General features: G+C 48.2%; 16 protein-coding genes. 8 read left to right on the top strand and 8 right to left on the bottom strand.

The annotated features are described in order from the left end of the window. Nucleotides 1-300: 300 nt before the first annotated feature. The 5 genes from XMG48_RS05580 to XMG48_RS05600 form a co-directional block, all read right to left on the bottom strand. On the bottom strand, nt 301-936 hold the full coding sequence (locus XMG48_RS05580) for a bifunctional 4-hydroxy-2-oxoglutarate aldolase/2-dehydro-3-deoxy-phosphogluconate aldolase (RefSeq protein ID WP_173481071.1): 636 nt from the start codon (nt 934-936) through the stop codon (nt 301-303). Nucleotides 937-950: 14 nt separating this feature from the next. Then, the gene (gene edd, locus XMG48_RS05585; protein ID WP_173481072.1) at nt 951-2,774 is read right to left on the bottom strand and encodes a phosphogluconate dehydratase; all 1,824 of its coding nucleotides are present in this window, start codon (nt 2,772-2,774) and stop codon (nt 951-953) included. A 147-nt stretch (nt 2,775-2,921) separates the two neighbouring features. After that, a complete protein-coding gene (locus XMG48_RS05590; protein WP_173481073.1) occupies nt 2,922-3,212 on the bottom strand; it encodes a hypothetical protein in 291 nt (96 codons plus the stop codon). Between the two features lie 8 nt (nt 3,213-3,220). After that, on the bottom strand, nt 3,221-3,835 hold the full coding sequence (locus XMG48_RS05595; protein ID WP_254442928.1) for a YitT family protein: 615 nt from the start codon (nt 3,833-3,835) through the stop codon (nt 3,221-3,223). 84 nt (nt 3,836-3,919) lie between these two features. Next, entirely contained in the window at nt 3,920-7,447 is a 3,528-nt protein-coding gene (locus XMG48_RS05600; protein ID WP_173481074.1) for a response regulator, read from the bottom strand. Between the two features lie 129 nt (nt 7,448-7,576). Between XMG48_RS05600 and XMG48_RS05605 the strand changes: the two genes are divergently transcribed. The 3 genes from XMG48_RS05605 to XMG48_RS05615 are packed head-to-tail and all read left to right on the top strand — an operon-like array spanning nt 7,577 to nt 11,857. Continuing rightward, a complete protein-coding gene (locus XMG48_RS05605) occupies nt 7,577-9,238 on the top strand; it encodes a VRR-NUC domain-containing protein (protein ID WP_173481075.1) in 1,662 nt (553 codons plus the stop codon). After that, the gene (locus tag XMG48_RS05610) at nt 9,235-11,472 is read left to right on the top strand and encodes an ATP-dependent DNA helicase (RefSeq protein ID WP_173481076.1); all 2,238 of its coding nucleotides are present in this window, start codon (nt 9,235-9,237) and stop codon (nt 11,470-11,472) included. The genes XMG48_RS05605 and XMG48_RS05610 overlap by 4 nt, the downstream gene beginning before the upstream one ends. A gap of 55 nt (nt 11,473-11,527) precedes the next feature. Continuing rightward, nucleotides 11,528-11,857: a hypothetical protein gene (locus XMG48_RS05615; RefSeq protein WP_173481077.1), complete on the top strand. Its 330-nt coding sequence runs from the start codon at nt 11,528-11,530 to the stop codon at nt 11,855-11,857. Nucleotides 11,858-11,893: 36 nt separating this feature from the next. On the opposite strand, the gene XMG48_RS05620 is transcribed toward XMG48_RS05615, so the two are convergent. The 3 genes from XMG48_RS05620 to uraH all read right to left on the bottom strand — a co-directional run bounded on the left by XMG48_RS05620 (nt 11,894) and on the right by uraH (nt 14,508). Then, nucleotides 11,894-13,192 (bottom strand): uracil-xanthine permease family protein, encoded by a 1,299-nt coding sequence (locus XMG48_RS05620; protein WP_217363822.1) that lies wholly within the window; start codon nt 13,190-13,192, stop codon nt 11,894-11,896. Nucleotides 13,193-13,413: 221 nt separating this feature from the next. Continuing rightward, complete coding sequence (locus XMG48_RS12000; protein WP_173481078.1) at nt 13,414-14,136, bottom strand: GntR family transcriptional regulator; 723 nt, start codon at nt 14,134-14,136, stop codon at nt 13,414-13,416. A 15-nt stretch (nt 14,137-14,151) separates the two neighbouring features. Next, nucleotides 14,152-14,508 (bottom strand): hydroxyisourate hydrolase, encoded by a 357-nt coding sequence (gene uraH / locus XMG48_RS05630; RefSeq protein WP_173481079.1) that lies wholly within the window; start codon nt 14,506-14,508, stop codon nt 14,152-14,154. Nucleotides 14,509-14,702: 194 nt separating this feature from the next. On the opposite strand from uraH, the gene puuE reads away from it, so the two are divergent. The 5 genes from puuE to XMG48_RS05655 are packed head-to-tail and all read left to right on the top strand — an operon-like array spanning nt 14,703 to nt 18,847. Continuing rightward, a complete protein-coding gene (gene puuE / locus XMG48_RS05635) occupies nt 14,703-15,611 on the top strand; it encodes an allantoinase PuuE (RefSeq protein ID WP_173481080.1) in 909 nt (302 codons plus the stop codon). Beyond that, nucleotides 15,611-16,132 carry a 2-oxo-4-hydroxy-4-carboxy-5-ureidoimidazoline decarboxylase gene (gene uraD / locus XMG48_RS05640; protein WP_217363823.1) on the top strand — a complete coding sequence of 174 codons (522 nt, stop codon included), beginning with the start codon at nt 15,611-15,613 and terminating at the stop codon, nt 16,130-16,132. The genes puuE and uraD overlap by 1 nt, the downstream gene beginning before the upstream one ends. A gap of 10 nt (nt 16,133-16,142) precedes the next feature. Then, the gene (gene alc / locus XMG48_RS05645) at nt 16,143-17,129 is read left to right on the top strand and encodes an allantoicase (protein ID WP_173481081.1); all 987 of its coding nucleotides are present in this window, start codon (nt 16,143-16,145) and stop codon (nt 17,127-17,129) included. 12 nt (nt 17,130-17,141) lie between these two features. Then, nucleotides 17,142-17,660 carry an ureidoglycolate lyase gene (locus tag XMG48_RS05650; RefSeq protein ID WP_173481082.1) on the top strand — a complete coding sequence of 173 codons (519 nt, stop codon included), beginning with the start codon at nt 17,142-17,144 and terminating at the stop codon, nt 17,658-17,660. 8 nt (nt 17,661-17,668) lie between these two features. Further along, on the top strand, nt 17,669-18,847 hold the full coding sequence (locus XMG48_RS05655; protein ID WP_173481083.1) for a urate hydroxylase PuuD: 1,179 nt from the start codon (nt 17,669-17,671) through the stop codon (nt 18,845-18,847). Nucleotides 18,848-19,000 lie beyond the last annotated feature (153 nt).

Below are 19,000 nucleotides of genomic sequence, written 5' to 3' on the forward strand. Positions count from 1 at the left end.
TCTGGCTTTAGCCTGACATCCACTCTTTCCGCGTTTTCCAGATAGACTATAAAGTTGACCCGCGGATGACAGGCTGAAGGCCTGTCACCTTAGATCGCCTCATCTACGATAAGGCTCCAACGCCTGCTCCTTTCCATCCGTGGAACCGCAGGATACCGTCCGTCCTGGACATGCCCTGCTCCTGCGCGTCCTGCGCTCGCAGGATACCGTCCGTCCTGGACATAAAAAAGCCGCCCGGGATGGGGCGGCGAAAGGAGTGCAGATGCACTCAGTTTCCACGACCTTTAGGAAACAGGAGGTCTACAGTGCAGAGGCCTTAGCCACTGCGTCTGAAGCTAGTTTGGTAATACCGTCCCAATCTTTTGCATCGATCAGATCGGTTGGTACTACCCATGAACCGCCAACCACGTTAACGCTGGGCAGGCTCAAGTAATCGGTAAAGTTGTTTTCATTAATGCCACCCGTTGGGCAGAAACGAACCTGTGGGAATGGACCCGAAATCGCTTTAAGCATCTTAGGCCCACCCGCAGCTTCCGCTGGGAAGAACTTGAACGCCTCAAAACCAAATTCCATACCACGCATCATCTCGGCAACCGAGCTGATTGCTGGTAGGTAGGGCATATCAGATTCCAAGCCCGCCTTAAACAGAGCATCAGTTGCACCAGGGCTAATGGCAAACATGCCGCCAGCCTCTTGAACCTGTTGAAACTCTTCCGGTTTAGTCACCGTGCCCGCACCTACAATGACATCGTCGACTTTGTCAGCAATCTCTTTGATCACTTCAATCGCTGAATCGGTGCGCAAAGTCACTTCAAGAACCTTTAAACCACCAGCTTTTAATGCTTCTGCCAAGGGCACAGCATCTTCCACGCGTTCAATGACAAGAACGGGCATGACCGGAGAGGTGGTTAACAACGCATCAACATTAATGCTCATTATTCGAAATCCTTTTACTGTTTAGTTCCGAAGAAGATAGAGGCACCCTCTTCCGCACCTGATACTAGAGAACGCATGCCTGCAAACATCTCACGCCCCATACCGAACTGGTGGGCCGATAGATCCTGAGTCGCGCATTCACGTGCCGCCAACTCAGCCTCATCAACCAGCAGCGTCAGCTCACCGGTATGCGCATCAAGACGAATCAGGTCACCGTCTTGGATCTTAGCAATAGCACCACCGTGCAGAGCTTCTGGTGTTAGGTGAATCGCCGCTGGAATCTTGCCAGATGCACCTGACATGCGGCCATCTGTCACCAGAGCAACCTTGTACCCCTTGTCTTGCAGAGATCCTAAGAAGGGCGTCAGCTTGTGCAGTTCAGGCATACCGATAGCCGCAGGCCCCTGGAAGCGAACAACCACTACACAATCTTTATTGAGCTCACCCGCTTCATAGAGGGCTTTAAGATCATCCTGCTCGTGAAGCACCACAGCAGGCGCTTCCACGACGTAATTCTCTGTCGGTACTGCCGAAACCTTAATCACTGAGCGACCAAGGTTACCGCGCATCACTTTAACCCCACCGTTATTGGAGAACGGCGCTTTTGCAGTTGAGATAACCTCTGCATCCAAAGAGGCTTCAGGGCCTGATCGCCAAACCAATTTACCCTCTTCTAGGAAAGGCTCTTGGGTGTAGTCTTTTAGGCCATTACCCGTCACTGTCAGAACATCCTCGTGCAACAGACCTGCACTAAGCAGCTCACGGAATAGAAGAGACATGCCACCGGCCGCTTGGAAGTGGTTGATATCAGCAGAGCCGTTGGGATAGATACGGGTTAATAGAGGCACTACATCAGATAGATCAGACATATCGTCCCAGTTCACAATGACACCGGCTGCACGAGCCATCGCAATGATGTGCATGGTGTGGTTGGTAGATCCACCGGTAGCCAGTAGTGCCACAATACCGTTTACAATCGCCTTCTCATCGATCACCTGATAGAGCGGACGGTAATCAGAACCCAAAGAGGTAATACGACAGACCTGTTCAGCAGCGGCTTTCGTCAACTCGTCACGGAGCGGTGTGTAAGGGTTGATGAATGATGAACCCGGCAGATGAAGACCCATCGCCTCCATCAATAGCTGGTTTGAGTTCGCTGTACCATAGAATGTACAGGTGCCCGCACTGTGGTAAGAGTCTGATTCACACTGCAACAACGCATCTCGACCTACCTTACCCTCTGCATACTCCTGACGAATACGCGCTTTCTCTTTGTTAGGCAAACCACTCGGCATAGGACCTGCCGGTACAAAAATAACAGGAAGATGCCCAAAGCTAAGCGCACCAATCAACAGACCCGGTACAATCTTGTCACACACCCCTAAGCAAAGGGCAGCATCAAACATGTTGTGCGATAGACCAACCGCGGTAGCCATGGCGATGGTATCGCGACTGAATAGACTCAACTCCATGCCATCTTGACCCTGAGTCACACCATCACACATTGCAGGCACAGCACCCGCCACCTGTGCAACGCCACCCATGCCATTGACCGCTTGTTTAATCAGTTCAGGAAAGTGCTGGAAAGGCTGATGCGCCGAAACCATGTCGTTGTAAGCAGAGATAATGCCGACGTTGGCACTCTCCATCATCTTTAGGGTGTTTTTATCTTGCTCACCACAGGCGGCAAAGCCATGAGCAAGGTTGCCACAAGCGAGTGTAGAGCGAGTTACTTTAGAGCTTTTTGCGGCTTCCATACGAGCGACGTAGTCAGCACGTGAAGCACGGCTTCTTTCAACTATACGTTCAGTAACTTCAGCTAACTTAGGATGTACCACTTCCCACTCCTCTGCACCTAAAGGTGTTCTTATATGTAATTTAATTACATTTTAGAGTGGAACCATCTATCTAACAAGAAAAAATTAAATAAATTACGTAATAAAAATAAAAAGAGCCGCGGATGCGGCTATCAATACCCTATGATATTAGGCTTTCACGTAACGAAACCGAACAACGACACCTATCACTCCGATTAGAGTCAAAAGACCTGAGCCGGTCATGAGAGTATCTGCTAAGCGAGTTTCAGTGAGCTGTTCTGACAAAATGGAGATTGGCAGAACTTGAAAGGCTAGCAAGACCCATAGATAGACGTCATTGGCTAGCTTCAAGGGGGTTTCGCAGGATGGGCAGTCGAACGCCGTAAGGTAGGATTGGCGCTTTCGTGAGTACTCAGGCCCTCTAAGGGACGTTTGGCAGACAGGACAACGACGATTCATTATGACTCCTAAAAACCTGTGTAGCGGCCCGGTTTATGATTGGTGGTCAGGACGAAATTCAATACGATGGCGCCGAGTACAGAGACCGCCAAAAGCCATGGGGTGACTAACCACACACCAGCAATCACGATCAGTGAATCCAGTACCATCTGTAATTTACCAGCACGAATACCGTAGCGTTCTTGAATGAAGAGCACGAGAACATTCAATCCACCCAAGCTGGCTTGGTGTCTGAAGACTATCAGAAGGCCAATTCCAATTAGGAGGCCGCCACCGATACTGGCAAATAGAGGATCGATTCCCTCTATGACCAACCAGTTTGGAACCAATTCTGTCAGTAAGGAGACCAGTGCAACAGAGAGCATGGTTTTTAAGGTGAAAGCCCACCCCATCTGAACGATGGCCAGCAGGTAAAATGGCAGATTGGTTAGAAACAGTGTCAACCCAAAATTAAAACCGGTTGAGTAGTGAATTAAGATCGCTAACCCCGTAGTTCCTCCTGTTAATAAGCCCGCCTCTTTAAGAAATAGAACACCCATTGCAACCGCAAGGGTACCCGTCACTATGGCCTGTAGATCTTCAAACAGTGTGTGCTTGGTCGGTTCTAATTTGAGTTTTTCCAAGGTTTCATCCCTGTTACTAAGGCACGATCGCTACCGGATCGTTTAATTCGTAACGATGATTGTACCTTAGGAATGGGTTGAGAGTTACTGGGTATACTGATCGATGAAACGCCAAGTTTCATCGAGTATCGTTTTTAGTTCATCGATTAAAAGATCAACATCTCCAAGGCTTGGTGAGTTGTAGACATCCATCAACGCTTTAGCCTTGTGACTGATTGCTTGTAAACCTAATACCGCTGCCCCCCCTTTTAACTTGTGTGCTAACTGTTCAGCTGCAACAGGGTCCAGTGTTCTTAGCTGTTCATCAACCGACTGATATTCTGATTTAAACCTAACCAAATAGCTCTTCAGTTTGGCCTCTGTTTTCCAGTAGGTGAGTGCCTGCTCTCGATTGAAAAATTCAGAATCAAACTCTTCAGCATCCTTTGATTGTTCTTTAGAGATGTTTACAGCCTCTTGTCTGAGGTCTGCATTATCAGTACTTTGCTGGAGCACATCATTACGGTCTTGAGTCGCGTGATTTTTTAGACGAAGCTCTAAATCCTCTATCGAAAGCTCATCGACCATAGTTACATTTGACACCCATTTTTTAATGACTTCGATCGACCTATCGATATCAAAAGGTTTAGCGATAAAGTCGTTCATTCCAGAATCCAGAGCGGCCTGCTTATGCTGTTCAAAAGCGCCCGCAGTCAAAGCCACAATTGGAATATCCAGTTTCAACTCTTTGCGTATCATCTCTGTTGCTTGATAACCATCCATGATGGGCATCTGCACATCCATTAAGATAAGATCGACCTCAGTTGCATGACTCTTCAGCCAATTTACCGCCTCTTGCCCATCATTTAGGGTAATAACAGTCGCCCCTTCTGATTCAAACGATAGAACCGCCACCTCGCGGTTAAATTCATTATCGTCTACTACCAACAGTCGTATGTCTTGCAAGGAGTGGGCCGCATCATTTTTGTATTGAATCGTGTTCGGTTGAATCGTTTTTTGATAGGCATCGTATAGATCTGATGCTGTGATCGGTTTTTCAAGAATTAGATCCACGTATTGACTGTCAGATGAGCTTTTAACTTGATCCATTCCGTAAGCGGTCACCATGACGATGATTGGCGTTTTATCGCTAGGCAAATGAGTTTTCAACTGCTTCGCAACCGTTAATCCATCCACATCAGGCATATCCCAATCTAACAGAATAATGTCTTTAATTTCTGATTCCTTGATCACTTTATCAATGACCATAGCACCACCATTGACCACTTCAGAGCGCCAGCCAATCGAGTCGACAATGGATCGAATCGCTTCACGCGCTACCTCATGATCGTCTGCGATTAATACATCCAGTGAGCGGCTCTGGTGTCTAACGGACGCATCCCCCAAAGGCATGGTTAGAACAAATGAGAAAGTACTGCCCTTACCCTGCTGACTCTCAACTTTCAGAGCAGACCCCATCAAGTTAAGGAGTGATTGACTGATTGAGAGTCCTAAACCACTCCCCCCAAATTTTGAATGGGTGCCTGCCTCGCCCTGCTCGAAGGCTTCGAATATCAGATTTAAATTCTCTTCGGCGATGCCAATACCACTGTCTTTGACCGAGAAAAGCAGCTCAACAGAATCGGCCGTTTTACTGAGCGTAATGATCTCTAATTGGACGTAGCCCGACTCAGTAAACTTAATCGCATTGCCGATAAGATTCACTAAGACCTGTTGAATGCGAACTTCATCACCCACTACCTGATTTTCCAGATGGGTGGCATTGTTAATCACCAACTCAACCTGCGGTTTATTCAGTGCAGCGCTGTGCATAATCGCCGATAGGTTGTTAACCAATTTTTCTAAATCAAAAGTACTGGGCGATAAATCCAGTTTATGAACACCCAGTTTTGAGTAGTCCAAAATGTCATTAATCACCGCAAGTAGGGATTGTCCTGCGGCCATTAATCGAGCACCAATGTGTTCAGCATCTAACTCACTGCCTTTGCGCTGTAACATCTGTGACATGGCAATGATTGAGTTCAGAGGTGTGCGAATCTCATGACTCATATTGGTTAAAAATTCACTCTTAACCGCGGCGAGCCTTTCCGCCTCTTGCGAACGACTGATCAGCTCTTCGTTCGTTGCAGCCAATTCCATTGTGCGCTGTTCTACTGCTTGCTCTAGCTCTTCTCGATAGGCTTGAGCTTGGCTTTCCAGTTTATACTCAGCCGTCAAATCACGCAGGTTACCGACAAAATAGGGTTTCTCACCAATCCAGATCTGAGTCACGGCAATTTCGACTGGGAAGGTTTGCCCCTCTTTCGTCAGTGCAAAACTTTTTCGCGAGCTTTCGACTACATGTTTAACGCCGGTTCTTTTATAGCTGTCTAAATAGCCATCGTGATGTGACCTCATAGGATCCGGCATCAGCATTTTGACGTTTTGATTGAGCACCTCTGAGTGTGTATATCCAAAGAGCTTCTCGGCCGCCTGGTTAAACTCAACAATCAGTCCTTTATCGGTGATCAAAATGGTCGGAATCAGTGAATTACTGATGATTTTTTCACGTATCGCAGACTCTTTTTTTAAAGTATTTTCTGCAATCAACTCGTTAACGGCCGCGCGGCTCCATAACAGGCTCAATAACGCCAGGGTTAGTCCAACGCCAATGGGAATGGGTTGAAGCAACTCCTTTTGTACCAGCTTCGGAAGGTTGAGGGGCTCAAACTCGGAGATAAGATAAAGTGATCGGGGTGATTCAACGACCAGACTTCCGATAGAACGTGGGTATTGAAGCCTTAACACCGAGGCTTCCTCTATTTTATTGACCTGGTTATCGTTAGTGGCTTTGAGTGAGTACCAGATCGCCTGGTGAGTATCGGCAAAACTGCTTTGCCCCCCGAGTTGGCGACTCCAATTAAATTGACCTGTCTCATCAAAGATCCAGTAGCCCTCATCATCAACCAACTCAATATTCCCTGGGAGCGTTGCTGCCACATCCATCTCATGCAGAATGTTCTCAGCTAGATAGTTCAGTATTAATACACCCACCAGATCGCCAGCATCATTTATCAGTTTGTGACTTAAACGAATCATCGGTTTATGGGGCTGTTCTATCTGACCATTCTCAACATTCAGGTCAAGCTGTGATGCATAACTCTCATTCGGACCTAGGTTTAAGGCCTCGAAAAAATAGTAACGGTTGGATTTGTCTTGCAGAAACGCAGTAGGAGTTATGACAGTCTCGCCTGAAGAGTAGTTCACTCGAACGGTTTCATACCCAAGATTGGATAGAATTCGAACCTGATCGTAACGTCGACTGACCGTTGAAAGAAGCGCGAAGTAGTTCTCAACACCTCGCCTGGCCTCTTCGCTGGGGTTGTTTGTGTACTCTATGATCTCTTTGGAGTTGATCAAGGTCTCTAAATCTTGTGATAGAAAATCAAGATCCTCTTGGATAACGACCCCAACGGATTCAAGCAGGTCATCAGTGACTTGACGTTCATTTTCATAACGCGCTGTCTCAGTCTCAATAATCGTGTAACTGTAAAGCCCTATTGGGACTAACAGCACGATTAATAATCGTAAAAAGGCATTGATGAATAAATTACTACCAAGAGAGAACTGCATTTATAACTTCCGATAGAAAAGGGATTTATCCTCATTTAAGAGCAGTCCATTTCTGGCATAATGAAACCAACCTTTTGGTTTTTTCTTTCTACTTTGTAGCCTTTACGGTCTAGAGATAAACTCATTAAGATGACCCATTCAATCACTACAGCCGAGTTAACCAACCCTCTCTATTACCTACAAAATGCACAGACACTGATCGACTGGGTCGTGAAGGTTTATCAGGATCTTCTGACAGAAGAAGAGTTAGATCGACTGTCTCAATTTCAGTCATTGAGCGAGCCAGCGAAGGCACTGTTAATAAGAATGGTGATGCGCAGCCAATCTAATTTTTTGATGCGCCACATCGAGCACTACCAAGAGATCACGGAGCCAACTGAAGCGTTAATTGATTCATTAGTCAGTGCCAAACTGATAGCACTCAACCAACCGCTATCCGTTCAAGAGTGTTTCAAACTGCTTAATCGACAAGAGTTGTTAATGTTGCACAACCAACTGAGCTCAAAACCCTTAAGTAAAAGCAGTTCAAAACAGACCCTGTATGACTCACTGCAAATGAGTAACACTGCCCCCCTTCCCCTTCACCAGCATCTACCTCTGCTTGGTGATACTCTCCATCTTTTGTGTGATCCACTATTTCAGCGTCTCAAGTTGATGTTTTTTGGAAACCTACATCAAAGCTGGAGTGAATTTGTCGTTACGGAGCTAGGTTACTTCAACTATGAGCCCGTTGAACTTAGCCTAGAGAGTCGAGCGTTTCACCGCAGAGAGGACCTTGATCAATACATCGAATTAGAGCATCTGTTGTCCGGCGATAGTCTCTTATCGATTGAAGAGAGAATTCTAGCCGCCCAAAAAATCGAACCGATAAGCAGTTGGCTGGCAGGTCGCAAAGATCGTGTGCTCTATCTATTGGCGAGAGAGTTGGAGCGAGAGGATCAAACACAGGCCCTGAGGGTCTATCAGCAACTGAGCATTCAAGATGCTCACATACGCGAACTCCGCCTATTAGAGCGCTTAGGGAAACTGGAAGAGTGTCATGAGCGGACACGGCTATTTCAACAGGACAATCCTACCCCGCTAACTCAACTTGCCTACCAGCGTCTGTTAAAACGTAGCAGTAAAAAACTGGGCGTTGAATACAGTGCGTCTACACTCCTAGCCCCGCCTCAACAGAGATTAACCCTGGATCAAATAGAGGGGGTATCCGTTGAACGACAGGTTGCAGAGCACTTAACGAGCGAAAACTCGCACAGCCATTACGTCGAAAACCACTTAATCAATGGACTCTTTGGCTTGCTCTTCTGGGATGTGATCTATGCCCCGGTTCCTGGCGCTTTTTTTAACCCCTTCCAATCCCGCCCAGCCGACCTCTACCGAAGTCACTTCAAAGAGAGACGCTACCCTCTCATCACTGAGGCGATGACTCAAATAGAAACGGGCCAGTATCGTGAAACCATTCGGCAACGATTTAGAGAGAAACAGGGTATAACAAACAGCTTCATCCATTGGTCTGTACTGACAGAGGAACTTGTTGAGCGGGCATTAAATTTTATCCCTGCAGATCATTTAAAAAGGATTTTTGAACGACTTTTGATGGATATTAGAACGCATCGTAGCGGTCTTCCTGATCTGATTCGATTTAACAGTGACGACGAGAGTTATGAACTGATCGAAGTGAAGGGGCCAGGCGATCGCATTCAAGACAACCAAAAACTCTGGCTCGATTTTTTTGTTCGTCATGACATCCCCTGCTCCGTCTACTGGATCGAGTGGAGCCACCCCGAATGAGAGCCCTCTCCGTTCGCACCCTATGTGAGTTTTGTGATCGATCTGGTGATATCGATCTAAGATATACGCCGGCCCCCACAGCACTGGAGGGAATACAGGGGCATAAACGACTGCAAATGCGTCGTCCCAAGAGCTATATCCCAGAGTTCCCTGTGGCTGTGGATATCGAAGATTTCCAGCTAAAAGGCAGAGCCGATGGTTGGGACCCTAACCAGAATCGTGTTGAAGAGATAAAGACACACCGAGGGGATCTTGAACGCCAGTCAACGGGACAGCGACAGCTTCATATGGCACAACTTCGAAGCTATGGTGCCATGCTATGCATGAGTGAATCATTGCAAGAGATTCACTTGAGATTGAGCTACCTGGAGATCGCTTCCGACGAAGTTACACACTTCGACTTTACTGTGGATGCTGAACAGTTGATCGAAGAGCTCAAACAACGAGTGACTCACTATCAAACTTGGCAGAGCACTCTCGATCAACACCGAGCGGCTCGGCAAAGCCATATTGCGTCGCTCGCTTTCCCTTTTCCAAATTTCAGAAAGGGGCAGCGGGAGCTGGCTGAAGCCGTCTACAAAGCAAACAACAGAGCTAAACAACTGCTTATAGAGGCGCCCACTGGCTCAGGCAAAACCTTGGGCACCCTGTTTCCAGCGATTAAGGCGCTTCAGACCGAGTCGTTGGACAGCCTCTACTATCTGACAACCCGAAATACAGCCCGTAGAGTGGCACTGGATGCCTTTGAGTTAATTCAAAGCGACTCACCCATTCCGCTCTCGCTTGTAGAGATGACCTCAAAAGAGGCAGGCTGCATCGAGCCAGACAAGCTCTGCCAGGGCGATAGCTGCCCACTGGCAAAAGGCTTTTTTGATCGCCTACCGGCTGCTCGTGATGAAGCGTTTACAAAACAACAACAGACCTTTGATCAGACCGCTCTGCAAAGGCTCGCCAAGCAGCACTCCCTCTGCCCCTACTTTTTAGGGCAAGAATTGGCGCGTTGGGCGGATATTGTGGTGGCTGATATCAATCAATTTCTAGCACCTAGTGCTATTTTGTATGGCTACCTTGTACAAGATGAGCGAAAGGTCTCGGCACTGGTGGATGAGTCTCACAATTTGATCAGCCGCTGTCGTGACCTCTACTCGCTGGAACTTCACCAGAGTGATTATCGTTTTGATACTAACAATCAGGATTTACAACGCGCCTTGGATTCTGTGCAACGTGCCTGGCAACAGCTATTTAGTGATCGAACAGGTGAACAAGAGTTTATTAACTACCTACCAGACAAACTAGAGAATGCACTGCAGAAACTCTGCTCAGTCATCGGTGAAGAGCTGGCCATGGACCCATCAAGCATGGAGCTGCAAAATCTACTCTTTGCCTCTTCGGCCTATTTAAAGTTGGCTGAACAGTTTGGCGAGCACTCCATTGCCCGAGTAGAGAAACGCCTTAGAGGCAGAGGCGAGTTAGCCATACTCAATATGGATCCATCGCTATTCCTTGTTGAGCGCTGGCAATCTCTTCACAGCTTGACGCTCTTCTCTGCCACGCTAAAGCCGTTTGGCTACTACCAACAACTGCTTGGCCTAAATGAACCCGTATCAGGGTCACTGCCCTCTCCCTTTGAACCTGACCAGATCCGATTAACCCTTCGCAGAGATATCGATACTCGTTATCAATTCAGAGAGCGTTCGATACAACCTATCGCAGAGTTACTGGTGGAGCTGTATCACCAAAATCCTGGCAACCACCTCTTCTTTGCCTCCAGCTTTAGCTATCTAAACGAGATTGAAAAGGCTATTGCTGAGATGGATCCAGAGATTGATCTGCATCCGCAAAGGCAGGCCATGTCCAATGCCGAGCGACAGGACTTTTTAGATGCTTTTTCACCAACGAGTCGAAAACTGGGTTTAGCAGTACTGGGTGGTCTTTTTTCGGAAGGGGTCGATCTTCCAGGAGATCGACTGATTGGCGTAACGGTTGCCACCTTGGGCCTACCGCCCTTTGATGAGTTTCATGATCTGATGCGAAACAGTTTTGATGAGCGATTCGGAAAGGGATATGAGTACACCTACCTTTACCCAGGTTTGCAAAAGGTAATTCAAGCTTGTGGGCGTTTAATACGCACGGCTGAGGATCGAGGAACGCTGACGCTGATTGATCCTCGATTTGCATCGCGTGAGATACAGGCGATGCTACCGAGCTGGTGGCCATCGCCTCATCTTCGATAAGGCGCCAACACCAACTCGGCGAACGAACCGTTGGAGCGGTCTTATAAAGGCCGCGATGTTTACTGATAGAAATCGCCTCATCTTTGATAAGGCTCCAACACCAACTCGGCGCGCGAACCGTTGGAGCGGTCTTATAAAGGCCGCGATGTTTACTGATAGAAATCGCCTCATCTTTGATAAGGCTCCAACATCAATTCAGCGTGCGAACCGTTGGAGCGGTCTTGAAAAGGCCGCGATTTTTACCGATATAAATCGCCTCATCTTCGATAAGGCTCCAACATCAATTCAGCGTGCGAACCGTTGGAGCGGTCTTGAAAAGGCCGCGATGCGTGCTGATAAAAATCGCCTCATCTGTGATAAGGCTCCAACTGAAAAGGCCCCATAAGGGGCCTTTGATCGATTAGAAAGGTAAGTTAAAAACTTACTCCTCTTCCTTCTTAGGATGAGGCATAAACAGGTTGAGTACGATGGCGCAGACTGCTGCTGGTAGAAGACCTGTTGTTAGCAGTGCTTTTACCGTACCGTCTAGGTGCTGAAGCGCTTCTGGAACCTGCATTAGACCCAAGCCAAGCGATAGCGATACCGCAAAGATCACCATGTTACGGCTGTTCCAGTCTACATCAGCCAGCATCTTCATACCTGAAGAGGCCACCATGCCGAACATCACGATAACACCACCACCCAATACTTCGATTGGCACTGTAGAGATGAGAGCAGCCACTTTAGGGATCAGACCACAGACGATCAGGAAGATCGCACCAATGGTTGCCACGTGACGACTCATCATACGCGTCATTGCGATCAGACCGACGTTTTGCGAGAAGGATGTATTTGGCAGTGCACCAGCTAGAGCAGATAGCGCTGTACCTAGACCGTCGGCATAAGTTGCGCCTTTGATCTCAGTATCAGTTGCTTCACGATCCGCACCACCTTTGGTGATACCCGATACGTCACCCACTGTCTCAATCGCAGAGATGAATGACATGAGTGCGATACCGATGATGGCACCTGCGCCGAACTCGATTCCGAATGGGAAGAGCTGTGGCAGCGCAAAGCTTGCAGCACGGCCAACGTTACCGAAGTTAACCATACCCATAAAGTAGGCCAGAACGTAACCTGCAATCAGACCGATCAAGACAGCCGCTGAGCTGATCATGCCTTTGCCGTAGAATTTCAGACCTAGGGTTACAACCACAACAGTACCGGCAACAGTCCAGTTATCTAAAGAACCAAACTCAGGCTTACCAATCGCTGGAACACCACCTGCCGCGTACTGAATACCCACTTTAAGAAGTGACAAACCGATCATCAGAACGATCAGACCTGTTACCAATGGAGGTAGAGCAAAACGAAGACGACCAATAAATGGCGCTAGCGCTGCTTGGAATAGACCACCGACTAGGACACCACCGGTCACCATAGCCATCGCTTCAACACCCTTACCCGCTACCAGTGGGATAAGAATAGGAATGAATGCGAAACTGGTACCTTGTACGATCGGAAGACGTGCACCCACAGGGCCTGCACCAATTGTCTGAAGCAGCGTTGTAACACCCGCAAGGAACATACACATCTGCATCATGTAGATCATATTAGGGAAGTCAGGTGAATTTGAACCAAAGCCAAATCCCGCTGCACCCGCAACGATGATCGCTGGGGTTACGTTTGCGATAAACATCGCCAATACGTGTTGAATGCCTAGCGGAATTGCTAGATGCATCGGTGGGGTCTAATTCGGATCGCGCATCTGCGCTGCCGAAATCTTTTCATTGCTCATTATTGCCTCCAAACAACTGCTCAATGCAGCCTTCTTATTTTTGTTAGCGCATCAAATGCCAACTTCACTAACCCATTGATATAAATGAATAAATCATTAACCAACAGGTCAGAAACTCAAGCTGTTGCACCTTTAGTGTGCATCCAATTTAACTTGACGCACCATTATGCGCCAGCTTTTTCAGTTCGGCGCCCAAACACCTTAGCCAAATTTCGGTTACCCGGTGACTCATCCAGAGCCAAACGCTCTTCAATATGATCTAGATGCTCACCCATTAAACGCTTCGCCTCCTCGGCATCACCCAGCTTCAGCGCATCCAGCAGACGACTGTGCTCATCAATGGCACAACGACTCCCCTCTTTGGCCTGATAGAGGGCGATGATTAATGAGGTTTGCGGTACCAGGGAGTGAAGAAACCCCTCCAGGGGTTTATTGCCAGAGAGGCGTGCTAACTCTAAATGGAATTCACCCGACAAACGAATGGCCGTGCCCTTGTCGGCTGCCGCACTGCTTTTATGCTCCTGCTCGATCAGATCATAGAGTTTCTTAAACTCGCCTTTGATCGACGAGGCACGTTCTGCCACCCTCTCAACAATGGCTAACTCCATAAGACGACGAGCATCAAGAATCTGACGAGCATCCGAGACATCGGGTTCAGCAACAAAGGCACCGCGGTTGGGTTCAAAAACCGCAACACGCTCGTGCGCTAATCGACTGAGCGTGCGTCGTATAATGGTTCTAGATACACCAAAGATTTCACCCAAGGACTCCTCTTTCAGGCGAGTACCTGGCCAGAGCCGTTGCTCTAAAATGGCGTCAAAAATCTCCTCGTAGATGTGCTGATCTTGAGTCTTAGATTTTTGACGTGTGGATTTAGGCTCAACCACTGTGAAAACTCTTACTTAGCTACCGCGGTAAGTTGAGTAGCTGTAGGGCGAGATCAGAAGCGGTACATGGTAGTGCGCCTCTTCGTCAGCAATACCGAAACGGATAACAACCTGATCCAAAAAAGCAGGCTCAGCGAGCTCAGTGCCGCGACGTCTAAAGTAATCACCCGCCATGAAGTGCAACTCATAGACCCCTTTGACACACTCCCCCTTAGGAAGAATTGGAGAATCAACACGACCGTCGTCATTCGTCACTGCAGAAACCACTTCGATTAATTGCCCCTCTTCAACCTTAAAAAGGGTTAGCTCAATCCCTTCACCAGGACAACCGTTGGCAGTGTCTAAAACATGAGTTGTTAGATAACCGTTCATATGAAATCCTCAATATTGATTAATTATGTATACCGATTTGTATACATAAAATCTAACAAATAGAGCAATAGTCGACTAAAGTCTATCGGATAATTGGCATTATCTGCATGATTAGAGCCTGTTTAATGCTTTTACGCTATTTACCTGACTGACAAATTGTATACAATCTGCTCATCAATATTGGAGTTTTAGGTATGAACAACTACCCTCGCGATCTGGTCGGTTACGGAAAGAATCCACCGCACGCAGCTTGGCCGAATGAATCGCGCATTGCTCTCTCATTTGTACTCAACTACGAAGAGGGAGGCGAGCGCTGCATTCTTCATGGCGACTCAGAGTCTGAAGCCTTTCTTTCGGAAATGCCTTCCGCTGTCCCCTTCCCAGGTCAACGCCATATGAGTATGGAGTCGATCTATGAGTACGGAAGTCGCGCCGGTGTATGGCGCTTATTAGATACCTTCCAAAAACGGGATATCCCTCTGACCATTTTTGGTGTTGCGACTGCATTGGAACGCCACCCTGATGTCACCCAAGCGTTCGTTGATGCTGGATATGAGATCTGTTCACACGCTCTAAAATGGATTACCTACCAAGAGATGCCGATGGAGCAAGAGCGTCAAGAGATGCAGGAAGCCATTGAGATCATCGAGCGAGTAACCGGACAACGCCCACTGGGTTGGTACACCGGTCGAGATAGCCCCAACACTCGTCAGTTAGTCATGGAGGAAGGTGGATTCCTTTACGACTCTGACTCCTACGCTGATGACCTGCCCTACTGGGTCGATGGACCGAAAGGCAAACATCTCGTTGTCCCCTACACACTGGATACCAACGATATGCGTTTTGCGCAGGTGCAAGGCTTTAATACCGGAGAGCACTTTTTCCAATACTTAAAAGACGCCTTTGATGTCCTCTACGCAGAAGGTGAGAGATCCCCTAAAATGCTATCGATCGGCATGCACTGTCGTCTACTGGGTCGCCCCGGACGCATTGCAGCACTGCAACGTTTCTTAGATTACGTACAAAGTCATGACAAGGTCTGGTACGCACGTCGCATCGATATTGCCCGCCACTGGCATCAACACCACAAACCTGAGGCTTAATGATGAGTGTCACCTTTGCATTTGGCTCACCTAGCGAGCTAACAAAACAGGAATTCGTTACCAAATTTGGTGGCATCTATGAGCACTCCGCTTGGATTGCTGAACAAGCATTTGATCAAGGGATCACAGCAGAGCACGATCTCATTGATGAGCTTCACCGATTAATGGCCGACTGTTTCTTGAGTGCTAGCCATGAGGAGCAGCTCGGTGTCATTATTGCCCACCCAGACTTAGCCGGAAAAGCGGCACGAGCAGGCAAACTAACGGCAGAATCGACGTCAGAACAGGCCAGCGCGGGCATCGATACACTAACCGACGAGGAGTTTGCTCGCTTTACCGAGCTCAATGATGCCTACAAAGCCAAATTCCAATTTCCATTTATCATGGCCGTTAAAGGGAGCAACAAACATGCAATCCTCTCTGGCTTTGAGGAGCGTATCAATAACTCGCCAGAGCAAGAGTTTGCTCAAGCGTTAGCCGAAATAAATAAAATTGCCGCATTCCGTCTGGCCGATTTGTGAGGTTGTATAGATGAACGAACAGAAACTGAAACGCTTAGTTAACCTTGCAGATGCTCGCCTAGGAGCCAAAGCGACCTTTGTTACCGATGACTGGTTCGCCGAAGTGAACCGCATGCTAAATCCTGAACCCCCTGTCTGGAAAGAGGGTGTTTACGATGATGCTGGTAAGTGGATGGATGGCTGGGAATCACGCCGCAAGCGTTTTGAAGGTTATGACTATGCAATCATTCGTCTTGGCGCACCGGGCATGATTCAAGCCATAGAGATCAACACAAACTTCTTTACCGGAAACTTTCCTCCGTCAGCTTCTGTCGATGTCTGTTACTCGCCAGATCAGGATCCAGATGATAAAACTAAGTGGTACACACTGCTTCCATCGGTCGATCTTCAGGGCGATAGCGAACACCTATTTGAAGTGAACAACGATCAGCCTTGGTCTCACGTTCGCCTAAACATCTACCCAGACGGTGGCATTGCGCGTTTCCGAGTCTATGGACGTCCGTTTATCGACTGGGATTCGGTCGACAACTCACAAAGCATCGATCTAGTCTCGGCACTGAATGGCGGTTGTGCCCTATCCTGTAGTGATGAGCATTTCGGGAAAATGGGCAACCTAACCAATCCTGGCCGTGGCGTTAATATGGGTGATGGCTGGGAGACAGCACGCCGCCGCTCACCAGGCTATGACTGGGTCATTCTGGCATTAGGTAGTCCAGGGGTTGCAGAGGAGATCGAGATCGATACTGCTCACTTTAAAGGCAACTTCCCTGACAGCTGTGACATTCAAGCGGCCTATGTTCGTGGCGGTTCACCTGAACAGATCGCCACTCAGAGCCTATTTTGGAAAACACTCTTACCTAACCAGAAGCTAAGCGCCGACTCGATTCACAAATTTTCTGTAGATCCTGAGTTTGGACCGATTACTCACGTTAAGCTCAACATCCACCCAGATGGTGGTGTGTCGCGCTTAAGAGTCTTTGGTAAACCAACCCTTTAATAGGAGTGAATGATGAGATCTCTGACCATTGAACCGTTAACAAAAGAGGCTTTAGAACCTTTTGGCCAAGTAATCGAGACGGAAGGCTCTGATCACTTTCCTATTAACAATGGCTCAACTCAGCGGTTTCATCAATTGGCAACGGTTGAACTGAATCGCCAAGAGGACCAAGCCATTATCAGTATCTTCAAGGCAGATACCTTAAGTTACCCGCTCGAAATCAAGATGCTTGAGCGCCACCCTCAGGGGAGTCAAGCCTTCATCCCGATGGAGCGCCAACGCTTTCTGATCGTCGTCGCGCCACCTGCAGATCAGCCTAACCCAAACGATATTCGCGCTTTTATTAGCAACGGGCGTCAGGGTCTGAACTACGGTAAAGGGGTGTGGCATCACCCTATCCTAGCGCTAGAGAACGGCAGTGATTTTCTGATCGTTGACCGCAAAGGCGAAGGTAATAACTGCGACGAACACTTTTTTGCTGACGGAGAGATCACTCTTCTTGATGCAGATATCAATCATTTAAACGCTTAGAGGTCGATATGGATCCGCACTACACAGAATGGCTCAACCTACTGGTCCGCTGGATACACATGATCGTTGGTATCGCGTGGATTGGTGCCTCTTTCTACTTTGTCTGGTTGGAGAACAACCTAAACCGTAAGAGTCCTAGAGAGGGTCTATCGGGCGATCTATGGGCCATCCACGGTGGTGGTATCTACCATCTAGAGAAGTACAAACTTGCCCCGCCACAGATGCCGGAAAACCTACACTGGTTTAAATGGGAAGCGTACACCACCTTCCTCTCTGGTTTTACCTTGTTGGCAGTTGTCTACTACCTAAATGCCGAACTCTACCTACTCGCCCCTGGCTCAGGCCTAACTGCATGGGAAGGCATTGCGATCAGTATCGCGTCACTGATCGCAGGTTGGTTTATTTATGATTTCTTGTGTGAATCACCCTTAGGTAAACAACCGGCACTGCTTGGATTGGTTCTACTGATGCTGCTGATTATTGCGGCCTGGGCCTTTACTCAGGTGTTCAGTGGTCGTGCTGCCTACATTCACATCGGCGCCATTACCGGCACCATGATGGTGGGTAACGTATTCCGCGTCATCATGCCGGGACAGCGTGATCTGGTTGCAGCAATTAAAGAGGGTCGCGAACCTGATCCAAAACAGCCCGCTCGTGCCCTGCTTCGCTCTCGCCACAACAACTACCTGACGCTGCCAGTGCTGTTCATTATGATCAGCAACCACTACCCAAGCACCTATGGCCATGAGTGGAACTGGGCCATTCTATTTGCGATTGCGTTGTTGAGTGTCGGTGTTCGCCACTACTTCAATACCCGCCACGAGAGTCAAAAATTTGCATGGACACTCCCCTTCGCGGCTCTGGGTATGATCTGCCTTGCTTATGTGACGCACCCTAATCGAGGTATGGAAGCTACCCTAAGCAGTAACAACGTCACCCTGGCGCAAGCGACTCAGATCGTCTATGAGCGCTGCACTAGCTGTCACGCTAAGAACCCAACCAGTGAGATGTTCACTGCTCCCCCTGCCGGTGTCATTCTGGAGACAGAAGAGGATGTTCTAATGAGCGCTGCACGCATTCATGCACAGTCTGTCGCGACTCAGGCGATGCCTTTAGGCAACCTAACGGGCATGCTACCGGAAGAGCGCGTCATGCTCGGGCAGTGGTTTAACGCTTTAGATAAATAGTCGAACAATGGGGTCAGACCGAAGGTCAGACCCCAATCGCCTCATCTTGGATAAGGCTCCAACAAAAGCATCCAGTTGGAGCGGTCTTGCAAAGGCCGCGATTCTCTGAAAAAAATCGCCTCATCTTCGATAAGGCTCCAACAAAAGCATCCT

Source organism: Marinobacterium sp. xm-g-48, assembly GCF_013282925.1.
Taxonomy (GTDB): domain Bacteria; phylum Pseudomonadota; class Gammaproteobacteria; order Pseudomonadales; family Balneatricaceae; genus Marinobacterium_E.

What these genes read in the sequence shown, in the direction of transcription:
- puuE (WP_173481080.1), top strand. Translation starts at nt 14,703, where the DNA reads ATGAACAACTACCCTCGCGATCTGGTCGGTTACGGAAAGAATCCACCG.
- uraH (WP_173481079.1), bottom strand. Translation starts at nt 14,508, where the DNA reads ATGAACGGTTATCTAACAACTCATGTTTTAGACACTGCCAACGGTTGT.
- XMG48_RS05600 (WP_173481074.1), bottom strand. Translation starts at nt 7,447, where the DNA reads ATGCAGTTCTCTCTTGGTAGTAATTTATTCATCAATGCCTTTTTACGA.
- alc (WP_173481081.1), top strand. Translation starts at nt 16,143, where the DNA reads ATGAACGAACAGAAACTGAAACGCTTAGTTAACCTTGCAGATGCTCGC.
- XMG48_RS05590 (WP_173481073.1), bottom strand. Translation starts at nt 3,212, where the DNA reads ATGAATCGTCGTTGTCCTGTCTGCCAAACGTCCCTTAGAGGGCCTGAG.
- XMG48_RS05610 (WP_173481076.1), top strand. Translation starts at nt 9,235, where the DNA reads ATGAGAGCCCTCTCCGTTCGCACCCTATGTGAGTTTTGTGATCGATCT.
- XMG48_RS05620 (WP_217363822.1), bottom strand. Translation starts at nt 13,192, where the DNA reads ATGCATCTAGCAATTCCGCTAGGCATTCAACACGTATTGGCGATGTTT.
- XMG48_RS05650 (WP_173481082.1), top strand. Translation starts at nt 17,142, where the DNA reads ATGAGATCTCTGACCATTGAACCGTTAACAAAAGAGGCTTTAGAACCT.
- XMG48_RS05605 (WP_173481075.1), top strand. Translation starts at nt 7,577, where the DNA reads ATGACCCATTCAATCACTACAGCCGAGTTAACCAACCCTCTCTATTAC.
- XMG48_RS05615 (WP_173481077.1), top strand. Translation starts at nt 11,528, where the DNA reads ATGTTTACTGATAGAAATCGCCTCATCTTTGATAAGGCTCCAACACCA.
- XMG48_RS05655 (WP_173481083.1), top strand. Translation starts at nt 17,669, where the DNA reads ATGGATCCGCACTACACAGAATGGCTCAACCTACTGGTCCGCTGGATA.
- XMG48_RS05580 (WP_173481071.1), bottom strand. Translation starts at nt 936, where the DNA reads ATGAGCATTAATGTTGATGCGTTGTTAACCACCTCTCCGGTCATGCCC.
- uraD (WP_217363823.1), top strand. Translation starts at nt 15,611, where the DNA reads ATGATGAGTGTCACCTTTGCATTTGGCTCACCTAGCGAGCTAACAAAA.